Genomic DNA, 17,460 nt, shown 5'->3' with positions numbered 1-17,460 from the left:
AGTGCCTTGAAAATTAACTGATAGTGACCATAACGGCTTTCTTGCTATAGTTATCAGCACCCATATAGCTAAAGTAATGGTCAAGTGTACTGTCTTTTGTAGAAGTATGCCATAGGCTAAAACCTGTATTTTTAAAAAGTACTTCGTAATTGTGCGAGAACGAACGTTCATAACCGTATGGCTCTGAACTTGTATTTACTTTAAGGTCGTGATCAACTCCATTGGGCTCAATAGCAATAAAGATGGTGTTTCCTAAGCGGTTTATTTGTTGTAAAAAGTCTTGTAACCTACTTTCTGTAAAATATTCTAGTACGCCTCTAGAAGTAACAAATATCATATTTTTATTGGCATAGGTGTTAACCCAGTCAAAAGCATCACCAGCTACGAATTCAAGTTGAGTATTTTTTTGGTATGTTTCCTTGTTCCGTGAAATTTGTTTTTGACTTAAATCAATACCGACAAATCTATCGATTTGAGGGAATTGTTCGCTTAGATAATTCAAAACTTTCCCATTACCAGTTCCAATCTCTACAACGGTATTGAAATTTTCATGCTCTAAAGATAATTTGTCTTTTAGAAGTTCAAATATGAAAGAACATTCAGGTAAAAAGTTATTTTCAAAGGAATCGTCAGTTGCTGAGAAAAAATCATCTCCCTTGTTTTTCCAATATGCTTTATGAAATTCAGATAGTGTATTATAGTCCGATTTTTCTTCTACTTTTCTCAAAAGAGATTTGCGTATAAAAAGTTCAGCTAGACTTATATCGTTTCTATTGGTAATAGTCATGCCTTTATTTGCAAATTCTCTTGTTTTTTTAGGCATTAGAAATACAAGTAGATCACCAATAAGTAGTATTATTTTATTTTTCATTAGCGTGCTATACCCTTTTACGATTAGAAAGATACCTAAAAACCAGTCTAAGTTAAGTGAATATAAAGAGATTTATTGTTGTACAAATAAACGTCATAATATATCACTTAATCATCCTAAGTAATCAAGTTTTTATATACTATCGAGGAACGTTATTTAATTTTCGATGAAATATTGTTGGTTAAAAAATATTTCTTCAGATAATGTAATCGAATATTTTTAATAAATAATTGATAATCAAGTGTTTGTAATTAAAATATTCTAGAATTTAGGTATTTACTTCCAGTTTTAAAATCCAGTTTAAACGTAAGATTTACTAATTTTACTGTAATTATAATTTACAAGATTGATTCAAAATATCCTTCAAAAATAGATTTGATTAAATAGAATTTTAACCTTAAACAATTTTTTATTAATGCAATTGTGTATTTAATGAATGCGTTTCAAGGAAGACATTTTTAATTCTACAAATTGAAATTATAATATTACGGAGTCATTAATTATATAGTTACTAGATATGAACGCTAAAAATAAAGGGTCTATTTCTAGCTCTGTTAAAGGGTACTGGGAAAATTTACTGTCAGATGATATTAAATTATTAGACTTACCGAATAGAGAATTGACCTTAAGCCACAGTGCTTCTAAGGGGTCTTTGCTGCGTACTTATTTTTCGTCAGAGGTAACAAGTACTATTCGTTCGTTTGTGTCTTCACCAGAAAACTTGGAAATCTTTTTAATTTCTTCACTTACAGTTCTCTTGCATAGATATACGAATCAAAACGATATTGCATTTGGATTAATAATTAATAACAACGAGCAATTAGGGGTAAATGATAATTTATCGTTTTTTAGAAATACAATAGCACCTTCTTTTGATTTTAATACGGTGTATAAAAGTACCGAAAATAGGGTTTTATTAAACTTTGAAAATTACTATCCCAATAATGATTTTCTAAATGATTTTGACTTAGTACATAAAAATGGTCAAAATTCATTATTAGATGTTGTTCTTACCATAAGCACATTAAGCGCTAACAATACAGAAAATTGTGATGAGGGTATAGTTTATGTTGGTGAGGTTAGTAGCGATTCTACTATTAAGTTTATTCTAGAAATTGAGCAATCGCAAATTCGATTCGATGTTATTTATAATGACGATGTATTTGACCGAAAGTTGATCGCGCAATTGATGTCCCATTTTAAAAACATAGTACCTGGTTTAATTGAACAACCTTCTTTAGAAATTGGTAATGTAGATTTCCTTTCAACACAAGAGCGTAATATATTATTAAAGGAATTTAATACGCCGGTAGTAGATTATCCTAGAGAGAAAACAATTGTTGATCTATTAAATGAACAGGTTGTTAAAACTCCAAATAGTATAGCGGTTGTCTATGAAGATAACAGTCTTACTTATGATGAGCTTAATAAGCTATCCAATCAATTTGCCCATTATTTAATTAAAAGTAAGGGAGCTACTAAAGGTGATTTGGCATGTTTGATATTAGAAAGAAGCGAGTGGTTAATTATATGCATGATGGGTATTATGAAGGCTGGTGCTGCATATGTGCCCGTTGATCCAAACTACCCAGATAAACGAAAAGAGTATATTAAAGAGGATAGCAATTGCGACTTTACTATAGACGCGGCTGTAATAGAAGAGTTTAATTCAACTAGAGATAATTATGCTACAGACGCTATTACAAGTGTTCAATTAGAACCTTATGATTTAATTTACATCATTTACACTTCAGGTACAACCGGTAACCCTAAAGGGGTTATGTTAGAACATAGAAATATTGTTAGTCTGTTTGTAAACAACAATCAGTTCTATGATTTTAATGAGAATGATGTTTGGACTATGTTCCATTCGTACTGTTTTGATTTCTCGGTTTGGGAAATTTATGGAGCATTGTTATTTGGTGGCAAACTTGTAATTCCTTCTAATGAAGTTGTTAAGGATCCTTATGAATTTATGTCGTTGCTTATTAATGAAGAAGTAACCATTCTAAATCAAACACCCTCTTCCTTTTTAAATATAATGGGTAGTCTACCGACTGGTGATGTCGATTTGAAATTACGATATGTCATTTTTGGAGGAGAATCTTTATTTCCTAAATATTTAGAAAAATGGTACCATAAGTTTCCAGGTATTCAATTTGTAAATGGGTACGGAATTACCGAAACAACCATATTTACAACGTTTAATATAATTGATGATGAGGATATCAGAACCAATATTTCAAATATTGGAAATTGTATATCAACATTAACCTCTCATGTTGTAAATAGCAATAATCAATTACAACCTGTTGGCGTTATTGGTGAATTATGTATTTCTGGTCACGGTCTGGCAAGAGGTTATTTGAACAGACCAGAATTGACCAATGAAAAATTTATTATAAATCCTTTTGAGCCTGGTGAGAAAATGTATCGTTCAGGTGATTTGGTAAGAAGACTTGCTGATGGCACTTTAGAATATATTGGCAGAATAGACCATCAAGTTAAAATACGCGGTCATCGTATAGAACTGGGGGAAATTGAATCGACAATTAATGCTATAGATAGTATTAAACGCACCATGGTATTGCCAAATACTAATGAAGAAGGTGAAACAAGGTTGGTAGCGTATATACAGGCTAACGGTGAAAAACCAGAAATGAATAGCATTCGGCTTGAGCTTGTAAATAAATTGCCAGAATTTATGGTGCCTACTTTTTTAATGTGGGTAGATGAGTTCCCTACTAATGCTAACGGAAAAATCGATAAAGAAAAATTACCTGAACCAGGATATTTAAGATCAAATTCAGATGTGATTTTTAAGAAACCTCGCACCAAGGTAGAGAAACGAATAGCTGAAATTTGGGAGAAAGAATTGAAAATATCCGGTATTGGCGTTGATGACAACTTTTTTGAAATGGGCGGTACATCGCTTATGGCACAAAAGGTCGTAAACGCAATTATGAAAACACTTAAGGTAAGAATACCGGTTACTAAACTATACCAACATACTACAATTGATGCTCTTTCTAAATTTGTAGAGGGTGATAAGGAAACTACTTTGTATAGTAAGCGTAAGGCAAAAGGTTCAAATAATTCAAATGGCGTTGCGGTCATTGGTATGGCCGGAAGATTTCCAGGCGTTAGTACCATAGATGAATTTTGGGATATTTTAAAGAATGGTAAAGAAACCATATCGTTCTTTACTAAAGAAGAATTAGATAAGAGTATTCCCGAGTCTTTACGAAACGATAGTTTATACGTTGCAGCCAGGGGTGTTGTGCCTTCGGTAAAAATGTTCGATGCTCGTTTCTTTGGCTTAACGCCTAAACTTGCGGAAGTGATGGATCCGCAACAACGCTTATTTTTAGAACTTGCTTGGGAAGCACTTGAGGAATCGGGACATCTTCCTGAACATTATAAAGGTAGAGTAGGGGTATATGCCGGTACAGGTACAAATACGTATTATAAAAAGAATATACTTCCTAATAGTGAATTAATAGAAACAGTTGGTCAACTTCATTTAGATACCGTAAATGAAAAAGACTATATATCATCAAGAACTGCGTATCATCTAAATTTAAGAGGGCCTGCCGTAAGTGTACAATCTGCATGCTCTACTTCGCTTTTGGCAATTGCCGAGGCGGTAGAATCAATAAGAAATGGTCATTGTGAAGTTGCCTTGGCAGGTGGTTCTAGCATAACAGCTCCAATTAATAGCGGACACCTTTATCAAGAGGGATCTATGTTAAGTACAGACGGTCATTGTAGGCCTTTTGATTCGCAAGCAAAAGGAACTGTATTTAGTGATGGTGCCGGTGTTGTAGTTTTAAAGGATTTAGAAGAAGCTAAAAAAGATGGAGATTATATTTACAGTGTTATAAAAGGTGTTGGAATAAATAATGATGGTGGTGGTAAAGGAAGCTTTACAGCGCCAAGTGCAGAAGGTCAGGCAAATGCTATTAAAAGTGCTATAGACGATGCAGATATTTCACCAGATACCATTAGTTATGTAGAGGCTCATGGAACGGCAACACCATTAGGCGATCCAATTGAAATGGATGGTTTAACGCTAGCTTTTGGTGATCAATCAAAGAAAAATTATTGTGGTCTAGGCTCTCTAAAGAGTAATATGGGACATCTTACCGCAGCGGCTGGGGTTGCAGGACTTATTAAAACGATATTGGCCATTCACCATAAGGAGTTACCACCTTCTTTGGGATATGAAAAACCCAATCCGGTAATTGATTTTGAGAATAGTCCATTTTATGTTACAGATAAATTAGCTCCTTGGAATGTTGAAGGACTTAGAAGAGCTGGTGTAAGTTCATTTGGTGTTGGTGGTACAAATGTTCACCTTGTACTGGAGGAATATGAGATGAATGTAAAAGATTCAACAAATCATAGACCGGTACAGATACTTCCTATATCTGCTAAAACTTGCACAAGTGTAGAAGGATATGAAACTGCTCTAAAAAATTATCTTGATTCTATAGAATCGGTGAATTTAGCTAATGTTGCCTATACCCTTAGTACGACCAAAGCTAGTTTTAACAATCGTAGATTTATCATAGCTAGTGATTCTAAAGAAGTTTCTGAATTATTAACGAATAATGATATAAAAACTACGCAGTCATCAGTAGTTAAAATTGTTCCTAGCGAAATAGTTTTCCTTCTTCCTGGTCAAGGTTCCCAGTTTTTAAATATGGGTAAAGAGCTGTATGACGGGGAAGTTGTATTTAGAGAGGCTGTTGATAGATGTGCCGATTTATTATTGGATATTTTACAGCTAGATATTCGAAATGTAATTTTTTCAGATGAGAATAACGAAGAAGCTGAAAGTAAACTAAAAGATACACGTTATACACAACCTGCATTGTTCACTATTGAATATGCACTTTCGCAATTATGGATGAGTTGGGGAATTAAACCAACCGTAATTTGTGGACATAGTTTAGGGGAATTCGTTGGGGCACATTTAGCAGGTGTTTTTAGCTTGGAAGATGCATTGCAACTGGTTGCTATGAGAGGTATTTTAGTAAGCACACTTCCAAAAGGTAGTATGCTAACCGTACGAATAGATGTTGAAGTTCTAAATAAAATAATACCAGAAACGCTATCTATTGCTGCGGTAAACTCGCAAAAACTATATGTTGTTTCTGGAGAGGACGACGAAATTGAGAAATTCAGTGAAGTTCTTAAGGAACAAGGTCTACCATATAAATTATTAGCAACAAGTCATGCTTTCCATTCTGCAATGATGGACCCAATACTAGAAGAGTTTGGTGCATTTGTCAGGAATATTAATTTAAAAATACCAGAGATACCAATAATTTCCACGGTTACGGGTACTTGGCTTGCCAATGATGAAGCTGTAGATGATACCTATTGGACCAACCATTTACGCGATACTGTTAGATTTTCAGATGCTATGGACACCATAGTTAAGTTGGAAGATATAGTATTGTTAGAGGTAGGACCGGGTAATGCACTTACTACCTTAAGTCGACAGAACAAAGAAGCTAGAAAGCTAAAATCAATTGCCTCTTTACCTATTGCCAAACCTGATGAAAATGCATATCACGGAGTATTAAATGCTTTAGGGCAATTATGGTTAACAGGTCTTTCAATAGATTGGAACACTTTTTATGCAAATCAAAACAGACAACGATTAAGATTACCAACTTACGTATTTGACCGTAAACCATGTTGGATCGACCCTATAGTTTCGAATCCGATATCGGAAATAACATATTTAGATTCAAACCAGCCAACACATACTTTAATAGAAAAACCAATAAGCGTCACACCAATGAGAAACGTGTCCATTTTAAATAAAATTTCAGAATTAATATCGAATACTTACGGAATTGAGATAGAAATTGCCGATAAAAATTTAAGCTTCTTAGAATTAGGGTTAGATTCTTTAATTTTAACGCAAATGGCTATTACATGCAAGAAAGAATTTAAAATTCCAATTACCTTTAGACAACTAAACGAGGATATTAATTCTCCTGAGCTTCTCGCTAATTATCTTGATAAGAATTTACCAGAAGAGGCACCGGCACCACAAGTGGTTCAACAACCAGTTGCTGCTCTTAATCACGTGCAACAGGCTGCTTCAATAAATTATACTAATGCTGGCACCAACCAAACAGCTATTGGGTTAATAGGGGAACAACTTCAGTTATTAAGTAAACAGCTTCAGTTGTTACAAGGCGGTACGGTTAGTCAAGATATACAACAAAAACCTGTAGCGCCAACAAATAATGTAGTATCAAAGAACGTCAATGGGCATGCTAGTTCAGAAGTATTATCTGAGCAAGAAAAATTAGAACATAAAAAACCATTTGGTGCATCTCCAAGGATAGAAAAGCAGTCTACTGGATTAGATATGGTGCAGTCCAAGTTTCTAAACGACTTGACATCAAAGTATAATAAAAAGACAATAAAGAGTAAAAATTACGCCCAAGATAATAGGGCTAAAATGGCTGACCCTAGAGTAGTTTCAGGTTTTAAGCCGTTAACAAAAGAATTGGTGTACCCAATAGTGATTGGAAAATCTCAAGGGAACCGACTTTGGGATTTGGATGGTAATGAATATATAGATGCATTAAACGGATTTGGCTCTTGCTTTTTTGGGTATCAACCAGATTTCATAAAAGAGGCAATGCATAAGCAAGTGGATTTAGGGTATGAAGTAGGTCCGCAACATCCTTTAGCGGGAGAAGTTTGTGAGCTTTTATGTGAATTTACCGGTCATGATAGAGCCGCATTATGTAATACGGGGTCAGAAGCCGTACTAGGTGCTATGAGAATTGCACGTACAGTTACCGGTCGTTCACTTATAGTAGCTTTTACAGGGTCTTACCATGGTATTAATGATGAAGGTATTGTTAGAGGTTCTCAAAAAAAGAAAACGTTCCCGGCTGCAGCAGGTATACTTCCGGAAGCTGTTCAGAATATGTTGATTCTTGATTATGGAACAGAAGAAAGTTTACAGATAATTAAAGAGAGAGCGCATGAATTGGCAGGTGTATTAGTCGAGCCAGTTCAAAGTAGAAGACCAGAGTTTCAACCTATAGAATTTATTAAGAAAGTAAGGGAGATAACAACGGCGGAAGAAATTCCATTTATTTTCGATGAGGTAATTACAGGCTTTAGAATGCATCCAGGTGGTGCGCAAGCATTATTTGATGTCAAAGCAGATCTTGCCACTTATGGTAAGGTTATGGGTGGCGGCGTTTCTATTGGTGCTATTTTGGGCAATAAAGAATATATGGATGCCCTTGATGGAGGTTTCTGGCAATATGGAGATGATTCTTACCCAGAAGTAGGTGTTACCTATTTTGCAGGAACTTTTGTTCGTCATCCTTTAGCATTGGCGTCATCAAAAGCTTCTTTGCTTTATATGAAGAGCCAAGGTCCAAGTCTTCAGTCAAATTTATCTGCGAAGACAGAACGTATGGCAAAAAGTTTAAATGATACTTTTACGAAAAGTGGACTGCCTATAGAAATTACATATTTTGGGTCTCTATGGCGATTAAAATTCAAGAAAGATATTCCGTATTCAGAATTGCTATTTGTTAGTATGCGTGAAAAAGGTATTCATATTTGGGATGGTTTCCCTTGCTTTTTAACAACAGCTTACACCGATAATGATATAGATTTCTTGATGAAGACGCTTCTATCTTCAGTTGACGAATTGGTTGCGGTGGGAATTTTAAATAAGGAAGCCAGTATTAACGGTCATACAGCAGAGGCACCATCGTCATTTGAAAAACTAAACACACCTCCCGTTCCAGGGGCTCGTTTAGGTAGAGATGAGAAAGGTCAGCCTGCGTGGTATGTAGCAGATGCTAACCAAGAAAGTGGTTTTATGAAAATTGATATTTAGAAACACAAACGAATTATAAAATGCTAAGTATGTTAATTTAAATGACGCACCTACTTTACACGTACTTGACCAATGAAAATAACGATAGTTTTTTTGCAGATGCGCAAAATAACTTTTCGGAAGAGTTCATAGATAAAATCTCAAAATATAAACGTTGGGAGGATGCTAAAGCTACCGTTTTAGGAAGGTTGTTATTAGCCTATGGCTTAAAGCATTTTTACGATTACGATTTAGAGCAACTTAAAATGCGTTATTCTAAGGATAAAAAACCCTACTTAGAAGACTCAGCTATACAATTTAATATTTCACACTCTAAAGAATTGATTGTTTGCGCAATTACTTCATTGGGCGACGTTGGTGTAGATGTAGAGAAAATAAATGAGTTGAATATAGATGATTTTAAAGACCAATTCTCCAGCTCAGAATATAGGAGAATGCATAATTCAAAAAATGCATTAGAGAGTTTTTATCATCATTGGACCCAGAAAGAAGCAATAGTAAAAGCTCATGGGTCTGGTTTGAATATCCCGTTAAATTCTTTTGAAATAAATAACAACAGCGCTATAATTGCGAATAAACAGTACTTTCTCAAAGAAATAGTTCTTAATTCTCAGTATAAATGCAATGTGGCAACCCACAACATAATATCCGATAATGTTATGGAGTTAACATGTCTAATATCAAAATTACTCACGGATTTTGGATCTTCAAATAGCTTAAAGTCTTTTCGGTAATAGCGGTAAACATCGTATGTGGCCGTTAAAGTGACAACTTAAATATCGTATCTGCTTTCATAAAAAGGTTGAATTGCCGTTTTTCTTAATTACGACGATTTTATAAACTATGATGTCGGAATTTATAGAGAATCAATTTTTGTTTGATTTAATTTTGAGCTTACCATATATAACAACTATAAGCTACAAACTATAATAATTATGAAAGCTGATATTTCCCCATTTAACTTGAATAATACTAGAAAATCATTATTTAAATTTTCTTTACTGCTTATTGTGGCATTACAAATATCTTCTTGCGGTAGTGCAAAGAAGTCATCATATTTTAATGAAGTAGGTAACAATACATTTTCCTCTCATTTTGAGCCGCTAGAACCAATCTTACAGAAAAACGATTTGTTAAGTATAAACATAAGTAGTCTAAATGCTGAGGTTACAGAGATGTTCAATATTGCCAATAATGTTGGCGGAACCCAAACAGTTGGTTATTTAATTGATCAAGATGGTTACATACGATTTCCTGTTTTAGGAAAAATTGAAGTTTCTGGGTTAACCAAAAAAGAGTTAAGAGAATACATTAGAGAAGAGTTGATCTCTAAAAGATTATTAATGGAGCCAATTGTAGATATTCGTTTTATGAACTTTAAGGTTTCTGTTTTAGGTGAGGTAAATCAACCAGCTGTATTTACTATACCAAATGAGAAGGTTACCTTATTAGAAGCGCTTGGTATGGCCGGAGATATGACTATTTATGCAAATAGGGACAATGTGTTGCTTATCAGTGAAGAAGATGGTATTAAAAGTACTAAAAGAATTGATTTGACTTCTGATGAATTATTTACTTCTCCTAATTACTATTTAAGGCCAAACGATATTGTTTACGTGCAACCAAACGATAGAAAGGTTAGAAATACGTCTAATGCAGCGCAATGGTTTTCAGTAATCTTAGGTTCATTATCCTTAGCGGTAATCTCTATTTCTACTTTTAAATAAACCCAATAATAGTTTTAGAATAAATAGTTTACTTAAAACTTAATGTCTTTTGCTATAGAGACACTGTTTAAGTAAACTATAGCTTGTTTACCATATAAAATTGAATGTAATGACAGAAAAGGAATATTTCGATTCACAAATGTCTTCAAATCAAAATGCTGAAAATTTTGATTTAAAAGCGTTGTTGAATAAATACCTTAAATCATGGAAATTTTTTGTTATTTCTTTGATGATATTTTTGAGTTTAGCCCTTGTTGCACTGCAGTTTATAAGTACTTCTTATAATGTTTCCAGTAAATTATTATTAAAGAATGAAACAACTAATATTGATGCTTCTGGAAATAATTTAGTAAATAATAATCCTTTTAGTAACTCAGAAAGAGTAAATAATGAAATAGAAGTTCTTACTTCTGTGCATTTAATGCGTTCTGTCTTAGATTCTTTATCGCTACAATGCAAATTTACCGCTCCCGACGTTTTTCCTGAAAAGGAATTATATGGGTCAGAATTACCGTTTAAGATTGTAGTAGATACAATATATCAATTAGCATATGAAACCACTTTAAAAATTAAAATAGAAGGGGATGAAAGCTTTAGTATAACAGAGAGTTTTGAAGACTCTTTAGAGGATGCGAGTTCCACTAGTTCTGATTACGGGTATAACAGGTACAACTATGGGTATAAAATTGAAAAACCTTACGGAGTTTTCGAGATTGTAAAAAATGATAAGAGTATTTCTAAGGACACTGAGTTTGTATTGGATTTTAGGGATATAGATGATATGGCACATGACTATGTGAAAAAGGCTTTAAGCATTTATGTAGTTAATAAAGATGCATCTGTTATAAACATAGTATTAAAAGAAAAAACACCAGAAAAGGGTGAGGATATTATTAATAGCCTAGTTGAAATTTATGGGTTAAAATCATTCTTGGAAAAAAATACTTTAGCCTTAAACAACGTAAAATTTATTGATAATCGGTTAAATACGCTTTCTAAAGAGCTTAGCGAAGTAGAAATGAATGTTGCGCAATTCAAAACCGAAAATGAATTAGCTAGTGTTGAATTTGATGCAAACTCTTTTGCCGAACAAGAAATAGATTACGGCAGAAAATTAACAGAATCGGAAATTGAATTAAAAGTCTTAAATGCTATAGAACGTAATTTAAGAAAAGGAGGTAATGAATCTACATTGAATTCATTGAGTATTTCTAGTCCAAACCTTATTTATTTAATTGATAGTTATAATAAATTACTAATAGATAAGAAAAGCTTACAACGGACAGTGCCTGAAAACAACCCTAGAATGATTGATATTAGAGATCAATTAGAACAGCTTAGGGGAAATATACTTGGTAGCCTTTCTACGTCAAAACAGAGTTTAAGAATAACTATTAACAGTATTAAAAATAGGTCTGATCAATTTGCAGAAAAGAAGCAAAGAATACCAACTATGCAAAGGCAATTACTTGAAATAAGTAGAGAACAGGGTATTAAAGAAAATCTGTTCCTATACCTACTTCAAAAAAGAGAAGAGGCTGCTTTAATGGTAGGTGCAAAGCAAGATAATTTTACGGTTATAGATAGCGCAATTACCGATTATGAATCTGGTTCTCCAAGTAAAAAATTATTCTTGTTAATCTCTGTTTTAATGGCGCTAGCGGTGCCTGTTGGGATTATACATTTAAAAGATAGTTTAAATACTAAGGTTACTGATAAGAAAGATGTTGAGAAAAAGACAAGTGTGTCTGTTATAGGTGAGATAGCGCATAATAAATCAGGAAAAAATTTAATTGAAAAAGGAGAAGAAAAAAGTCTATTAGCTCAGAATTTTAGAATGATGAGGGTGAATTTAGATTTTATTCTTTCAGAAAAAAAGGCACAAACAATATTAGTTACCTCTGCAATTAAAGGTGAGGGAAAAACATTTTTCTCTTCTAATATGGGTGTAGCCTTGGCTTCATCTAGTTCAAAAGTAGTGATACTTGAATTAGATAAACATAATCCGGAATTAATAGAAACCCTTGGCGAAACCAAGAAAGAATATGGTGTTACTAACTACCTGAACCAAAATTATAATACTATAGTATTGCAGGATCTTTTGGTGTCTGTAAAAAATAATCCAAATCTTTTTGCAATTGGTTTGGGGTCTGAAAATATGGATGGTCTAGAATCATTCCATTCCAAAAAAATGGTTGATTTAATGGATCAATTAAAAGAAGAATTCGATTACATAATAATTGATTCCGCTCCAATAAGTAAACTAGCAGATACACTTGCGCTATCAAAATATACAGACTGTTGTATGTATATGGTTCGTGCAAACCACACTAAATTAAAAGATCTAGAGATAATAGAAGATATTAAAACTAACAGGAAGTTTAAGAACCCTATGGTAGTCTTAAATGATGTAATAACTAAGTATTAATGCTTTTTATTAGATCTATCGTTACTAGTTCAAAGTAAAAACAAGAATGAATATATATTATATTATCACTTTCTTTTTTTTATTATTTGCTTCTAAAGCCAATTTCTTAGTTCAATCTAACTTAGCATGGTTTGGTTTTGAAGTATTTATGATTGTTGTTGCCTTTTATTTTGATAGGGTGAAGAAAAAAGATGTGCAGTTTTTCTTAGTAAGCATTGCAATTTATTTTATCTATATTTTATTTAGATTTAAATTAAATCAGTTACCTATTGATTATTTTAAGAGTGATGTATTTTATTTCTTCAAATTTGTTTTAACATCCTATTTGTTCTGTTTGATTTTAAAAGAAAAGACATTGTACTATTTGATAAAAGTAGTTACCCATTTAGCATTGATCTCTATTGTTTTTTATATTATTCAATTTTATCAAAATGGCGCAATAGTTAAAGCAATTGGTAACGCGTTTGAAAGCATAACGGTAAATGATAACTCTCTTAGGTATACCAATTTTCTAGTATTTACGTATGACACTATTCATAATTATAGAAATTCAGGCTTTTGTTGGGAGCCTGGAGCTTTTGGTTCATTTTTAACCTTAGCACTTTTGTTCAATTTTTTAATGAATGATTTTAAGCTGAACAAAGAAGCATTTATCATCACATTTGCTATTTTAACAACAGTTTCGACAACAGCGTATTTGGCTGTATTTCTATTGTTTTTCTTAAGATATCGAGTATTAAATAAAGGAAGTAAAGTAACCATTATTGCTTTTGCAATTGTATTAGCTATTGCAATACCCAATGTGCCTTTTTTAGGAGAAAAAATTGTGGAAATTTATGACCAGGATATAAAGGACCTTAAAAGAATTGAGGAATTATCTACCTATTATGATGATGTGCAAAGACAAATTCCACTGAATAGATTTGCAAGTGTAATTTTCCTGTATGAGCAATTTGATTGGAAGTTGTTTTTAGGCGTTAGCAATCAATATGACGAGTACTATATAAATGAGTATAATGTAAATATATCTAATGGAATAATGGACTTTATTACCAAATTTGGAGTTGTAGGTCTATTTGTATTATTATGGCGGTATGGTACTATGTGCAAGGTATATTTACGTAAAATGGAGTATGTAATCTACTCCGTAATGATTTTACTAATTTTAAGTTTTGGCGAACCCATACTAATGCTACCAATTTGTGTCATATTTATATTTTTACCCACATTTAAGAATCAAGATTTTTCAACTTTGTCCTTTAAATACAGATCAGAATTTTTACAATTGCAAAGACCCAATAATTTATAATGATAAAAAGGTATAATACAGTTAAAGTATTTATTCAATCTTATTTTGAAGGGAATTCTAGAACTAACTTATTGGTCAAGAATGTGTTTTCCTCCTTAATCCTAAGAGGCTTGGGGACGGCGATAAACTTTCTCTTTGTTCCTTTGGTTATCAATTTTGTTAACGCAGAGCGATATGGTATTTGGTTAACGCTAAGTTCTGTACTAACATGGTTTACATTGTTGGACATAGGTTTTGGTAATGGTTTACGTAATAAGTTTTCAGAGGCAGTAGCACTTGATGATATAAAAGAACAGAGAAAGCTAGTACACACAACAGCAGCGGTACTAATTCTTATTTCAGCTTTAATTTTTACACTAAATATCATATTTACGAATCAAATTAAGTGGGATGAATTTTTAGGAGTGGATGTTTCGTACCGTACAGAATTACAGCAATTAGTATTCTTATTGATTTCGTTCTTTAGTTTACAATTTATATTTCAAATCTATAATCCTATACAATACGCATTACAGAAACCAGCAATGATTGCGAGAACAATATTGGTTGGTAATGCGCTAGGTTTAATCGGTATTTTATACTTAAGAGAATTTTCTGAGCCTTCATTATTTAATTTAGGCTTCGTGGTTATGGGGAGTAATGTGCTTTCCATATTCTTGTTTACGGCATATTTCTTTATTGTTCAAAGACGAGATTTAATACAGAAAATAGAAAGACCTACACTAGATACTTTAGGTTCAATTTTCTCTTTGGGTATTAAGTTTTTCTTCTTGAATATTGCATATATGGTGCAATTTCAAACAAGTAATTTTTTAATAAGTAAGTATTTTACACCAGAAAAGGTTACGGAGTTTAATATCGCTTTTAAACTCTTTAGCGTTGCATCTTTAATATTCGGTATAATCCTTAGTCCGGTGTGGAGTTCGGTTACCAATGCCCAGGTAAACAATGATTATAGGTGGATTAAAAAGTTAATCAATAAGTTATTGCTTATCTGGGGTGTTATTGCAATTGGTAGCATTATTGTATTACTGATAGCACCAACTATTTACAATTTATGGATTGGTGAAATAATAACGATACCATTTATAACCTCATTAGGTGTGCTATTGATTGTACTATCTAATTGCTTTTCAGAGATTTTCATAAGTGTTTTAAATGGTATGGGTAAAGTAAATTTGCAATTTTATATTTCCATTTTTGTAATCATATTCTTTGTCCCCATTGCTTATTATTTATCGGTAGAATTAAGCTATGGTATTTTTGGAATTTGTATGGCTATTGTGATAACCAATGTTAATGGATTGATAGTGGCGCCATATCAGGTGTATGTTGAAATGAGAAAAAATCGAAAATTACCAGCTTAATAGTAGAAATAAAGTAGAGAGAATGCCAACTAAAGAAAATAAATTAATAACCGTTTTACTTACGTGTCACAACCGTAAGTTAAAGACTTATAGCTGCTTGGAAGCACTGTCTAATTGCACATTAGAAGAGGGTTTCGATTTAAATATTTTCTTGGTTGATGACGGTAGTACCGATGGTACAACCGAATATTTACAGGGAAAATTTAAAAATCTTCAAATAATTCAGGGTACCGGAGATTTATTTTGGGCAGGTGGTATGCGAGCGGCATGGAAATTTGCGAATGAGCACGAAAAGAATACAGATTACTATTTGCTATTAAACGATGATACTATCGTATTTAAAGATACGATTACTAGATTGTTAAGTGATTTGAAATCAGTTGAAGACCCCAAAAGTATTATTGTAGGACCAACATTGGACCCTGAAACTAAGAAAATCTCTTATGGTGGGCATAAGCTTTTGAATAAACTTACTTTTAAAAGTGAAATGGTCGTGCCTAATAATGAGTTTCCTCTACAATGCGAGTTGGGGAATGCAAATATTATGTTGGTACCAAAAGAAGTATATGAAGAAATTGGATCTCTAACAGAAAACTACACCCACGGTATTGCAGATTTTGATTATACGTTAAAAGCTTTGAAAAAAGGCATTAAAACGTATATCTCAAGTTCATATTGTGGTTATTGCACAAATGATCACGGAGTCAATTGGCTGCCTCAAGACAGTAATTTAAAAGAACGTATTGCGTATTTGTATAGTCCTACGGGATTATCATATAAAGAATATATTCAATTTGTTAAGGTGCATTTTCCGTTTCACCTACCGCAGGCATTCTTACTATTATGGGGTAAAACCTTATTTCCAATCATTTGGCAATTGTTTAAAAATGAAGACTATTTAAAATGAAAACAGCAACAGCACAAGCACCAGTACTTTTTATCATTTTTAATAGGCCCGAACAAACAAAAAAGGTTTTTGACATGATACGAAAGGCGCAACCTAAAAAACTCTATGTTGCGGCCGATGGACCACGAAAAAACGGAAAGGACGATCAATGTTGTAAAGAAACTAGAGCTATTATAGATTTAGTAGATTGGGACTGTGAGGTTAAAACACTTTTTAGAGAAGAAAATATTGGCTGTGGGCTAGGACCTAAAACTGCTATAGATTGGTTTTTTGAAAATGAAGAAGCGGGTATTATTTTAGAGGATGATTGTTTGCCTTCAGCTAGTTTTTTTAGATTTTGCTCAGAGCTTTTAGTAAAATATAAAGATAACAATCAGATCATGCATATTGGTGGTTCTAACTTTCAGAACGGCTATATCTCAGATTCAGATTACTCGTATTACTTCTCTTATTTTAGTCATGAGTGGGGTTGGGCAAGTTGGAGAAGAGCATGGAAAAACTATGATTATGAAGTTTCTACATATCCTGAGTTAAAAAAGAAAGGATACTTTGATAAGTATTTTTCAAATTTTATTGAAAAGAAATATCGTTTAAGCAAAATTGAAAAAACTATTAAAGCTAAAGAGGTCTCTTGGTGGGACTATCAATGGGACTACACCAAACTGGTAAATTCTGGCTTGTCAATTATACCAAATCAAAACATGATCAAAAATGTTGGGTTTGGTGAAGATGCCACACATACTATTAGTGCCAATGATGCAAGGCAATATAATGAAGCACAAGAAATTGATTTTCCGTTAGCCCATCCTAACTTTATTATTAGGGATATAAAGGCAGATAGAAGGTATTTCAAATTTTTCTTTAAAGACACTATAGTACGCAGAAAAATACTCGGTTTTTTAAGAATTCCAGGGTATTCTACCAATGGGTAATATTTTGATTATTCTTTTGCTC

General features: G+C 32.9%; 9 protein-coding genes. 8 read left to right on the top strand and 1 reads right to left on the bottom strand.

Features of this window, described 5'->3' with window-relative positions; genetic code table 11:
• Positions 1 to 13: 13 nt before the first annotated feature.
• Positions 14 to 871 (bottom strand): class I SAM-dependent methyltransferase, encoded by an 858-nt coding sequence (locus P178_RS0104760; protein ID WP_027065137.1) that lies wholly within the window; start codon positions 869 to 871, stop codon positions 14 to 16.
• A 517-nt stretch (positions 872 to 1,388) separates the two neighbouring features.
• Here P178_RS0104760 and P178_RS0104755 point away from each other — a divergent pair.
• The 8 genes from P178_RS0104755 (at position 1,389) to P178_RS21460 (ending at position 17,438) form a co-directional block, all read left to right on the top strand.
• A complete protein-coding gene (locus tag P178_RS0104755) occupies positions 1,389 to 8,768 on the top strand; it encodes a non-ribosomal peptide synthetase/type I polyketide synthase (RefSeq protein ID WP_197026782.1) in 7,380 nt (2,459 codons plus the stop codon).
• A 41-nt stretch (positions 8,769 to 8,809) separates the two neighbouring features.
• Positions 8,810 to 9,502 (top strand): 4'-phosphopantetheinyl transferase family protein, encoded by a 693-nt coding sequence (locus P178_RS21475; protein WP_081819393.1) that lies wholly within the window; start codon positions 8,810 to 8,812, stop codon positions 9,500 to 9,502.
• A gap of 201 nt (positions 9,503 to 9,703) precedes the next feature.
• Positions 9,704 to 10,495, top strand: coding sequence for a polysaccharide biosynthesis/export family protein (locus P178_RS21470; RefSeq protein WP_081819392.1), 792 nt, complete (start codon positions 9,704 to 9,706; stop codon positions 10,493 to 10,495).
• Between the two features lie 109 nt (positions 10,496 to 10,604).
• The gene (locus P178_RS0104740; protein WP_027065135.1) at positions 10,605 to 12,923 is read left to right on the top strand and encodes a GumC family protein; all 2,319 of its coding nucleotides are present in this window, start codon (positions 10,605 to 10,607) and stop codon (positions 12,921 to 12,923) included.
• A gap of 46 nt (positions 12,924 to 12,969) precedes the next feature.
• A complete protein-coding gene (locus tag P178_RS0104735) occupies positions 12,970 to 14,232 on the top strand; it encodes a hypothetical protein (protein WP_027065134.1) in 1,263 nt (420 codons plus the stop codon).
• Positions 14,232 to 15,599 (top strand): lipopolysaccharide biosynthesis protein, encoded by a 1,368-nt coding sequence (locus P178_RS21465; protein WP_051638174.1) that lies wholly within the window; start codon positions 14,232 to 14,234, stop codon positions 15,597 to 15,599. Before P178_RS0104735 ends, P178_RS21465 begins: the two co-directional genes overlap by 1 nt.
• Before the next feature lie 22 nt (positions 15,600 to 15,621).
• Positions 15,622 to 16,506 (top strand): glycosyltransferase family 2 protein, encoded by an 885-nt coding sequence (locus tag P178_RS0104725; RefSeq protein ID WP_027065133.1) that lies wholly within the window; start codon positions 15,622 to 15,624, stop codon positions 16,504 to 16,506.
• A complete protein-coding gene (locus P178_RS21460) occupies positions 16,503 to 17,438 on the top strand; it encodes a hypothetical protein (protein ID WP_051638173.1) in 936 nt (311 codons plus the stop codon). Before P178_RS0104725 ends, P178_RS21460 begins: the two co-directional genes overlap by 4 nt.
• Positions 17,439 to 17,460: the final 22 nt, after the last annotated feature.

The organism is Maribacter sp. Hel_I_7 (genome assembly GCF_000688315.1).
Classification (GTDB): Bacteria; Bacteroidota; Bacteroidia; order Flavobacteriales; family Flavobacteriaceae; genus Maribacter; species Maribacter stanieri.
Note: the sequence above shows the minus strand (reverse complement) of the source record. Positions and strands in the feature narration are given on the sequence as shown.